Source organism: Streptomyces sp. 13-12-16 (assembly GCF_002114215.1).
Taxonomy (GTDB): Bacteria; Actinomycetota; Actinomycetes; order Streptomycetales; family Streptomycetaceae; genus Streptomyces.
On record NZ_NCTE01000910.1, the window covers coordinates 1 to 8,317 of the forward strand.

The 8,317-nt window shown below is 71.4% G+C and carries 9 protein-coding genes; 4 read left to right on the forward strand and 5 right to left on the reverse strand.

Going from position 1 to position 8,317, the window contains the following annotated elements; translation table 11 throughout:
* Nucleotides 1–668, forward strand: a 668-nt coding sequence (locus B7767_RS31880; RefSeq protein WP_085575163.1) for a response regulator transcription factor, incomplete at its 5' end; no start/stop codon positions are given.
* Here B7767_RS31880 and tamR read toward each other — a convergent pair.
* Entirely contained in the window at nt 627–1,124 is a 498-nt protein-coding gene (tamR, locus tag B7767_RS31885) for a MarR family transcriptional regulator TamR (protein ID WP_085575164.1), read from the reverse strand. The genes B7767_RS31880 and tamR overlap by 42 nt on opposite strands.
* A 114-nt stretch (nt 1,125–1,238) precedes the next feature.
* On the opposite strand from tamR, the gene B7767_RS31890 reads away from it, so the two are divergent.
* Together B7767_RS31890 and B7767_RS31895 are read left to right on the forward strand one after the other, a co-directional pair.
* Nucleotides 1,239–2,042: a trans-aconitate 2-methyltransferase gene (locus B7767_RS31890; protein ID WP_085575165.1), complete on the forward strand. Its 804-nt coding sequence runs from the start codon at nt 1,239–1,241 to the stop codon at nt 2,040–2,042.
* Nucleotides 2,042–2,401, forward strand: coding sequence for a VOC family protein (locus B7767_RS31895; RefSeq protein WP_085575166.1), 360 nt, complete (start codon nt 2,042–2,044; stop codon nt 2,399–2,401). The genes B7767_RS31890 and B7767_RS31895 overlap by 1 nt, the downstream gene beginning before the upstream one ends.
* Here the strand turns inward: B7767_RS31895 and B7767_RS31900 are convergent.
* On the reverse strand, nt 2,398–3,075 hold the full coding sequence (locus B7767_RS31900) for a TetR/AcrR family transcriptional regulator (RefSeq protein WP_085575167.1): 678 nt from the start codon (nt 3,073–3,075) through the stop codon (nt 2,398–2,400). The genes B7767_RS31895 and B7767_RS31900 overlap by 4 nt on opposite strands.
* The gene (locus B7767_RS31905; RefSeq protein ID WP_085575168.1) at nt 3,072–4,085 is read right to left on the reverse strand and encodes a fatty acid desaturase; all 1,014 of its coding nucleotides are present in this window, start codon (nt 4,083–4,085) and stop codon (nt 3,072–3,074) included. The genes B7767_RS31900 and B7767_RS31905 overlap by 4 nt, the downstream gene beginning before the upstream one ends.
* Before the next feature lie 291 nt (nt 4,086–4,376).
* Here B7767_RS31905 and ppc point away from each other — a divergent pair, with 291 nt between their 5' ends.
* Nucleotides 4,377–7,109: a phosphoenolpyruvate carboxylase gene (ppc, locus tag B7767_RS31910; protein ID WP_085575169.1), complete on the forward strand. Its 2,733-nt coding sequence runs from the start codon at nt 4,377–4,379 to the stop codon at nt 7,107–7,109.
* Between the two features lie 117 nt (nt 7,110–7,226).
* Here ppc and B7767_RS31915 read toward each other — a convergent pair whose 3' ends face one another.
* Together B7767_RS31915 and pth are read right to left on the reverse strand one after the other, a co-directional pair.
* On the reverse strand, nt 7,227–7,712 hold the full coding sequence (locus B7767_RS31915; protein WP_085575170.1) for a hypothetical protein: 486 nt from the start codon (nt 7,710–7,712) through the stop codon (nt 7,227–7,229).
* Between the two features lie 100 nt (nt 7,713–7,812).
* Nucleotides 7,813–8,317, reverse strand: a 505-nt coding sequence (pth, locus tag B7767_RS31920; RefSeq protein WP_085575171.1) for an aminoacyl-tRNA hydrolase, incomplete at its 5' end; no start/stop codon positions are given.

An 8,317-nucleotide genomic window follows, 5' to 3' on the forward strand; every position in this document is an offset into this window, starting at 1 on the left:
CGGGCAGCGGCCCGGCCGCGCTGCGCTGCCTGGAGCGGGCGGCCGCCGAGGGACGGCGGTTCGACGTGCTGCTCGTCGACGCCGACCTGGGCGGCAAGGTGCCGGGCGGCCGGCCGGCCGTGCCCGTGCAGGCCGGTGACGAGGACGGGCTCGTCGACGGGATGGCGCTGGTCACCGGGGTGCGTTCGGCGCAGCCGCAGGTACGGATCGTCGTGCTCGCGGAGAAGGACGACCCGGCCCGGGCCGCGCTCGCCCTCCAGGCCGGAGCCTCCGGGTGGGTGGCCAAGGACTGCTCGCTGAACCGGCTGCTCACCGTCATACGGGGGGTGCTGCGCGACGAGACGCATCTGCCGCCCGCGCTGCTCACCGGCGTGCTGCGGGAGTTGACCGCCGCCCGGCGGCACCGCACGGAGAGCGAACGGCTCGTGGAGTCCCTGACGCCGCGCGAGCGGGAGGTGCTGCGGTGCATGGTCGCGGGGCTGGGGCGCAAGGCGGTCGCCGAGCGTCTGTATCTGTCCCCGCACACCGTACGGACCCACATGCAGAACGTCCTGGGGAAGTTGGGGGTGCACTCCACCCTCGCCGCGGTGGCCCTCGCCCGGCGGGCGGGTGTCGGGCCCGTCGACCTAACCGGGGATGTTGTCGAACGGGGCGGTCAACTGGCGTAGCAGCCCGGCCAGTTCGTTGCGCTGGGCGCGGGTGAGCTCCCCGAGGATCGCCCGCTCCTGCGCCAGCAGCCCGGCCAGTGCCTGGTCGGCGCGGTCGCGGCCCTCGTCCGTGAGCCGGACCAGGACACCGCGCCGGTCACTGGGGTCGGGCAGCCGCTCCACCAGGCCCTTCTTGGTGAGGCGGTCGATGCGGTTGGTCATCGTGCCCGACGTGACCAGCGTCTGTGTGAGGAGCTGGCCCGGCGAGAGCTGGTACGGGGTGCCCGCGCGGCGCAGCGCGGTCAGGACGTCGAACTCCCAGGACTCCAGCCCGTGCTCGGTGAAGGCGAGCCGGCGCGCCCGGTCCAGGTGCCGGGCCAGTCTGCTCACCCGGCTGAGCACCTCGAGCGGTTCCACGTCGAGGTCCGGGCGCTCCCGGCGCCACGCTGCGACCAGCCGATCGACCTCGTCCTCCATGACGATCAGTGTAGTGGTTGTGTCGATGTGAAGTCTCTTGATGTCGAGTCTCTTGACGTCGAGATGAATGGTGGGTGACGCTGGATACCCGTCCGTCAGCCATCGGGAGGCCCCATGTCCGCAGCGACCCCCGTCTGGGACCCGGCCCAGTACCTGCGCCACGCCGGTCACCGCACCCGGCCCTTCACCGACCTGCTCGCCCGCGTCCCGGAACTTCCGGGGGACCCGCCCCGCATCGCCGACCTCGGCTGCGGCGCCGGGAACGTCACGGCCCTGCTCGCCGGCCGCTGGCCCGCCGCCCGCATCACCGGCTACGACAACTCGCCCGAGATGCTCGACAAGGCCCGCGCCGACCACGGGGGCGGCAGCCTCCGCTTCGCCCACGCCGACGTCCGCACCTGGGTGCCGGACGGGCCGTACGACCTGATCGTCAGCAACGCCACGCTGCAGTGGGTCCCGGGGCACGTGGAGCGGTTCCGTGACTGGGTCCGAGGGCTCACCCCCGGCGGCACCCTCGCCTTCCAGGTGCCCGGCAACTTCGACGCCCCCAGCCACACCCTGCTGCGCGAACTCGCCGCCTCCCCGCGCTGGCGGGACCGTCTGGCCGGCGTCCTGCGCCACGACGACGCCGTACTGCGGCCGGAGGGCTACCTGGAGCACCTGACCGCCCTCGGCTGCACGACCGACGCCTGGGAGACGACCTACGTCCACCTGCTGACCGGGCAGGACCCGGTCCTCGACTGGGTCAAGGGCACGGGCCTGCGTCCCGTCCTGACCGCCCTGGCGGACGACCCCGAGGCCCGCGACGCGTTCGTCGACGCGTACCGGTCCGCCCTGCGAGCGGCCTACCCGGCCGGCCCCCACGGCACCCCGTTCCCGTTCCGCCGCGTCTTCGCGGTCGCCGTCAAGGAGGCCTGATGCTCACCGCCGTCGACCATGTGCAGCTCGCCGCCCCGCCCGGCTCCGAGGAACGGCTGCGCGCGTACTACGCCGATGTCCTCGGCATGACCGAAGTGCCCAAGCCACCGGTCCTGGCCGCCCGCGGCGGCTGCTGGTTCGAGGCCGGGGACGTACACCTCCACCTGGGCATCGAGCAGGACTTCCGGCCCGCGAGGAAAGCCCACCCCGGCCTGCGGGTGACCGGCATCGAGGCGTACGCCGCCCGCCTGACCGCCCACGGAGCATCCGTCACCTGGGACGACGACCTCCCGGGCCACCGGCGCTTCTACTCCGACGACCCGGTGGGCAACCGCCTGGAGTTCCTGGAGCCCCGCTAGGACTTCCGGTGACCTATCAGCCGAGGCCTCGGCTCCAGGCCGTCCAGGCCGTGCCAGGCCAGGTTGACCAGGTGGGCCGCCACCTCCGCCTTTTTCGGCTTGCGGACGTCCAGCCACCACTGGCCCGTCAGCGCCACCATCCCGACCAGGGCCTGCGCGTACAGCGGGGCCAGCTTGGGGTCGAAGCCGCGGCTCTTGAACTCGCGGCCCAGGATGTCCTCCACCTGGGTGGCGATGTCCGAGATCAGCGAGGCGAAGGTGCCCGTCGACTGGGGGATGGGGGAGTCGCGGACCAGGATGCGGAAGCCGTCCGTGTACTCCTCGATGTAGTCGAGGAGCGCGAACGCCGCCTGCTCGCACAGCTCACGGGGATGACCGGCCGTCAGCGAGCCGGTCACCATGTCCAGCAGGCGCCGCATCTCGCGGTCCACCACCACCGCGTACAGGCCCTCCTTGCCGCCGAAGTGCTCGTACACCACCGGCTTGGAGACCCCGGCCTTCGCCGCGATCTCCTCCACCGACGTGCCTTCGAAGCCCTTCTCCGCGAACAGCGTGCGGCCGATCTCCAGCAACTGCTGGCGGCGCTCCGCACCGGTCATCCGGGTGCGACGGGTGCGCCGCGGTTTCTCGTTGCCTGGGGTGCTGCTGGAGTCGGTCGCCACGGCGACCATCATGCCGCCTCGACAGGTCCCTTCCCGCGCCGGGCGCCGCCTTCCGAGGTGCTGCGGCGCGAATCGATACGCGAGCGTGACGGCCACCGCACGTCGAAGGCCCAGCCCAGCTGCTCGAACCAGCGGATCAGACGCGCGGAGGAATCGAGCTGCCAGCGCTCCACACCGTGCCGCGCGGACGTCGGATCGGCGTGGTGCAGGTTGTGCCACGACTCACCGCAGGACAGGACCGCCAGCCACCACACATTGCCCGAACGGTCCCGCGACTTGAACGGACGCTTGCCGACCGCGTGGCAGATCGAGTTGATCGACCACGTCACATGGTGCAGCAGCGCCACCCGGACGAGCGACCCCCAGAAGAAGCCGGTGAACGCGCCCCACCAGGACATGGTGACCAGACCGCCGATCAGCGCGGGCAGCGCCAGCGACAACGCCGTCCACAGGACGAACTGCCGGGAGATCGCCCGCAGGGTCCGGTCCTTGACCAGATCCGGCGCGTACTTCTCCTGCGGAGTCTGCTCCTCGTCGAACATCCAGCCGATGTGCGCCCACCACAGGCCCTTCATCAGCGCCGGGACCGTCTCCCCGTACCGCCACGGCGAATGCGGGTCGCCCTCGGCGTCGGAGAACTTGTGGTGCTTGCGGTGGTCGGCCACCCACCGCACCAGCGGGCCCTCCACCGCCATCGACCCGGCGATCGCCAGCGCGATCCTCAACGGCCGCTTCGCCTTGAACGAACCGTGCGTGAAGTGACGGTGGAAGCCGATGGTGATGCCGTGGCAACCGAGGTAGTAGAAGAAGACCAGCAGACCGAGGTCCAGCCAGCTCACCCCCCACCCCCACGCCAGCGGCACCGCCGCCACCAGCGCCAGGAAGGGGACGGTGATGAAGAGCAGCAGCGTGATCTGCTCGATGGAGCGCTTGCGCTCACCACCCAGCGTGGCGGAGGGCGCGGCGTCGTCGGACCCGGGTTGTTTCGGAGCTTCGTGCAGCACGTCGGAGCCTGAGGTCATGCGTGTCCCCTGTGGGGTATGTGGACTGAGGGTGGGTGCCGGGCCGCCGGAAACACACTGCGTTCCTACGCTTCCGTAACCTACGGCAACGTAAGTATGACAGTGCGTAGCCCGTCGGCAAGGGCCCGTCGGCCTGCGCGTCCGGGTCGAGACCTATCCTTGAAGTCGGTCGGACAGCGCGGTCCGCTCTGATTTCTTCCCGGACGTCCGGCCCGAGGCGGCACACGCCGCGCGAGACGTTCGCCCGGGTTCCCTCCCAGACGAGCTTCAACACTGCAAGGAGCCGCACCTGTGAGCAGTGCCGACGACCAGACCACCACGACGAGCAGCGAGCTGCGTGCCGACATCCGCCGACTGGGTGATCTCCTGGGCGAGACCCTGGTACGGCAGGAGGGCCCGGAGCTGCTCGACCTCGTCGAGAAGGTGCGCCGACTCACCCGTGAGGACGGTGAGGCCGCCGCCGAGCTGCTGCGGGGCACCGAACTGCAGACCGCGGCCAAGCTGGTCCGCGCGTTCTCCACCTACTTCCACCTCGCCAACGTCACCGAGCAGGTGCACCGCAGCCGCGAACTGCGCGCCCGCCGCGCCGCCGAGGGCGGACTGCTCTCCCGCACCGCCGACCGCCTCAAGGACGCCGACCCCGAGCACCTGCGCGAGACGGTCCGCAACCTCAACATCCGGCCCGTCTTCACCGCCCACCCCACCGAGGCCGCCCGCCGCTCCGTCCTCAACAAGCTCCGCCGGATCGCCGCCCTCCTCGACACCCCGGTCATCGCCTCCGACCGGCGCCGCCTGGACACCCGGCTCGCCGAGAACATCGACCTCGTCTGGCAGACCGACGAACTGCGCGTGGTCCGCCCCGAGCCCGCCGACGAGGCCCGCAACGCCGTCTACTACCTCGACGAACTGCACGCCGGCGCGGTCGGCGACGTCCTGGAGGACCTCACGGCGGAGCTGGAGCGCGTCGGCGTCCACCTCCCCGACGACACCCGCCCCCTCACCTTCGGCACCTGGATCGGCGGCGACCGCGACGGCAACCCCAACGTCACCCCCCAGGTCACCTGGGACGTCCTCATCCTCCAGCACGAACACGGCATCAACGACGCCCTGGAGATGATCGACGAACTGCGCGGCTTCCTCTCCAACTCCATCCGCTACGCGGGTGCGACGGAGGAGCTGCTGGCCTCCCTCCGGGCCGACCTCGACGCCCTGCCCGAGATCAGCCCCCGCTACAAGCGGCTCAACGCCGAGGAGCCCTACCGGCTCAAGGCCACCTGCATCCGGCAGAAGCTGGAGAACACCAAGCTCCGCCTCGCCAAGGGCACCCCCCACGAGACCGGCCGCGACTACCTCGGCACCGGCGAACTCCTCGCCGACCTGCGCATCATCCAGGCCTCCCTGCGCGAACACCGCGGCGGCCTCTTCGCCGACGGCCGCCTCGCCCGTACGATCCGCACGCTGGCCGCCTTCGGCCTCCAGCTCGCCACCATGGACGTACGCGAACACGCCGACGCCCACCACCACGCCCTCGGCCAGCTCTTCGACCGGCTCGGCGAGGAATCGTGGCGCTACGCCGACATGCCCCGCGAGTACCGCTCCAAGCTCCTCGCCAAGGAGCTCAGGTCACGCCGCCCGCTCGCCCCCACCCCGGCACCCGTCGACGCCGCCGGCGAGAAGACCCTCGGCGTCTTCCAGACCGTCAGGCGGGCCCTGGAGGTCTTCGGACCCGAGGTCGTCGAGTCGTACATCATCTCCATGTGCCAGGGCGCCGACGACGTCTTCGCCGCCGCCGTGCTGGCGCGCGAGGCCGGACTCATCGACCTGCACGCCGGCTGGGCGAAGATCGGCATCGTCCCGCTGCTGGAGACCACCGACGAGCTCAAGGCCGCCGACACCATCCTCGAGGACATGCTCGCCGACCCCTCCTACCGGCGCCTCGTCGCGCTCCGGGGCGACGTCCAGGAGGTCATGCTCGGCTACTCCGACTCCTCCAAGTTCGGCGGCATCACCACCAGCCAGTGGGAGATCCACCGCGCCCAGCGGCGCCTGCGCGACGTCGCCCACCGCTACGGCGTACGGCTCCGCCTCTTCCACGGCCGCGGCGGCACCGTCGGCCGCGGCGGCGGCCCCACCCACGACGCCATCCTCGCCCAGCCCTGGGGCACCCTCGAAGGCGAGATCAAGGTCACCGAACAGGGCGAGGTCATCTCCGACAAGTACCTCATCCCGGCCCTCGCCCGCGAGAACCTGGAACTGTCCGTCGCCGCCACCCTCCAGGCGTCCGCCCTGCACACCGCGCCCCGCCAGTCCGTCGAGGCCCTCGCCCGCTGGGACGCCGCCATGGACGTCGTCTCCGACGCCGCCCACACGGCCTACCGCAAGCTCGTCGAGGACCCCGACCTGCCGACGTACTTCCTGGCCTCCACACCCGTCGACCAGCTCGCCGACCTGCACCTGGGCTCGCGGCCCTCCCGCCGCCCCGGCTCCGGCGTCTCACTCGACGGACTGCGCGCCATCCCGTGGGTGTTCGGCTGGACCCAGTCCCGGCAGATCGTCCCCGGCTGGTACGGCGTCGGCTCCGGCCTCAAGGCGCTGCGCGAGGCGGGACTGGACACCGTGCTCGACGAGATGCACCAGCAGTGGCACTTCTTCCGCAACTTCATCTCCAACGTGGAGATGACCCTCGCCAAGACCGACCTGCGCATCGCCCAGCACTACGTCGACACCCTCGTCCCCGACGAGCTCAAGCACGTCTTCGACGCCATCAAGGCCGAACACGAGCTGACCGTCACCGAAGTGCTGCGCGTCACCGGCGAACGGGAACTCCTGGACGCCGACCCGGTCCTCAAGCAGACCTTCACCATCCGCGACGCCTACCTGGACCCGATCTCCTACCTCCAGGTGGCCCTCCTCAAGCGCCAGCGCGACGCCGTCGGCGCCGGCCAGGAGCCCGACCCGCTGCTCTCCCGCGCCCTGCTGCTCACCGTCAACGGTGTCGCGGCCGGCCTGCGCAACACCGGCTGACCCGCCGGGAGGAAAGGGGTGCCCCCGGCCTCGTACGGCCGGGGGCACCCCTTCGTCCTGTGCGGCTTCGTCCCGCCCGGCTTCGTCCTGTGCGGCTCTGTCCCGCAAGGCTCCGCCCTACACGGCCAGGAAGGCCGCCGTCAGCAGCGCCGTCCCCGACAGCGCCAGCACCCACGCCGCCCGCGTGCGCAGCAGACCACCGGCCACCACGACCGACGTCAGCAGCAGCGCGCCGCCCAGCGGGACCCACGCGTAGAGGATCCCGGCGGGACCCGCACGGACGGCGTCCGTACCGCCCGGCTTCAGCACCACCGCGTACGTCCGCCCCTCCGCCACGGCCACCGAGTTCTCCAGCACGACCTCCGCACGCGGCTGCGACCCCTGCGACAGCGGCGTGTACGGCCCCGTGCACGTCTTCGCGCCGCACCGCGTCACTTCCACCGTGCCGCGCTCACGCCCCTTCGTCAGCATCGCGTGCTGCGCCGTCCCCCACGACGCCCACACACCCGCGATCAGGATCAGCGCGGCGACCGTGCCCATCGCCGCGAACCGGCCGAACCGCAGGGCGGAGGAGCCGCGGGAGGAGCGGACAGCGGGAGACATGGCCGAGATCCTTGGCCATGACCTTGCGGTCGGTCAACTCCGGGTGGGCTCCGGCGCCCTCCCACAGGGAGACAAGTCCACCGATGTACCCATCAGCACGTCACGAGTTGTACGTGCTCTGCGCCCGCTCCAGCCCCTCGATCACCAGACACTCCACCGCGTCCGCCGCCCGGTCCACGAAGTAGTCCAGCTCCTTGCGCTCCGCCGGCGAGAAGTCCTTCAGCACGAAGTCCGCCACCTGCATCCGCCCCGGCGGCCGTCCGATCCCGAACCGCGCCCGGTGGTACTCCCGCCCGAACGCCTTCGTCAGCGACTTCAGCCCGTTGTGACCGTTGTCCCCGCCGCCCAGCTTCAGCCGCAGCGTCCCGTAGTCGATGTCCAGCTCGTCATGGACCGCGAGCACCCGCTCCGCCGGCACCTTGTAGAACTCCCGCAGCGCGTTCACCGGCCCGCCGGACAGATTCATGTACGACATCGGCTTCACCAGGACCACCCGCCGGTTCGCCGGACCCGGAGGACCGATCCGGCCCTCGACGACCTGCGCCTGAGCCCTGCCGGCCCGCTTGAACCGGCCACCCATCCGCTCCGCCAGCAGATCCGCCACC

Excerpts from the sequence above, each read along its gene's own strand:
- tamR (WP_085575164.1), bottom strand. The coding sequence starts at position 1,124 with ATGGAGGACGAGGTCGATCGGCTGGTCGCAGCGTGGCGCCGGGAGCGC.
- B7767_RS31890 (WP_085575165.1), top strand. The coding sequence starts at position 1,239 with ATGTCCGCAGCGACCCCCGTCTGGGACCCGGCCCAGTACCTGCGCCAC.
- B7767_RS31895 (WP_085575166.1), top strand. The coding sequence starts at position 2,042 with ATGCTCACCGCCGTCGACCATGTGCAGCTCGCCGCCCCGCCCGGCTCC.
- B7767_RS31900 (WP_085575167.1), bottom strand. The coding sequence starts at position 3,075 with ATGATGGTCGCCGTGGCGACCGACTCCAGCAGCACCCCAGGCAACGAG.
- B7767_RS31905 (WP_085575168.1), bottom strand. The coding sequence starts at position 4,085 with ATGACCTCAGGCTCCGACGTGCTGCACGAAGCTCCGAAACAACCCGGG.
- B7767_RS31915 (WP_085575170.1), bottom strand. The coding sequence starts at position 7,712 with ATGTCTCCCGCTGTCCGCTCCTCCCGCGGCTCCTCCGCCCTGCGGTTC.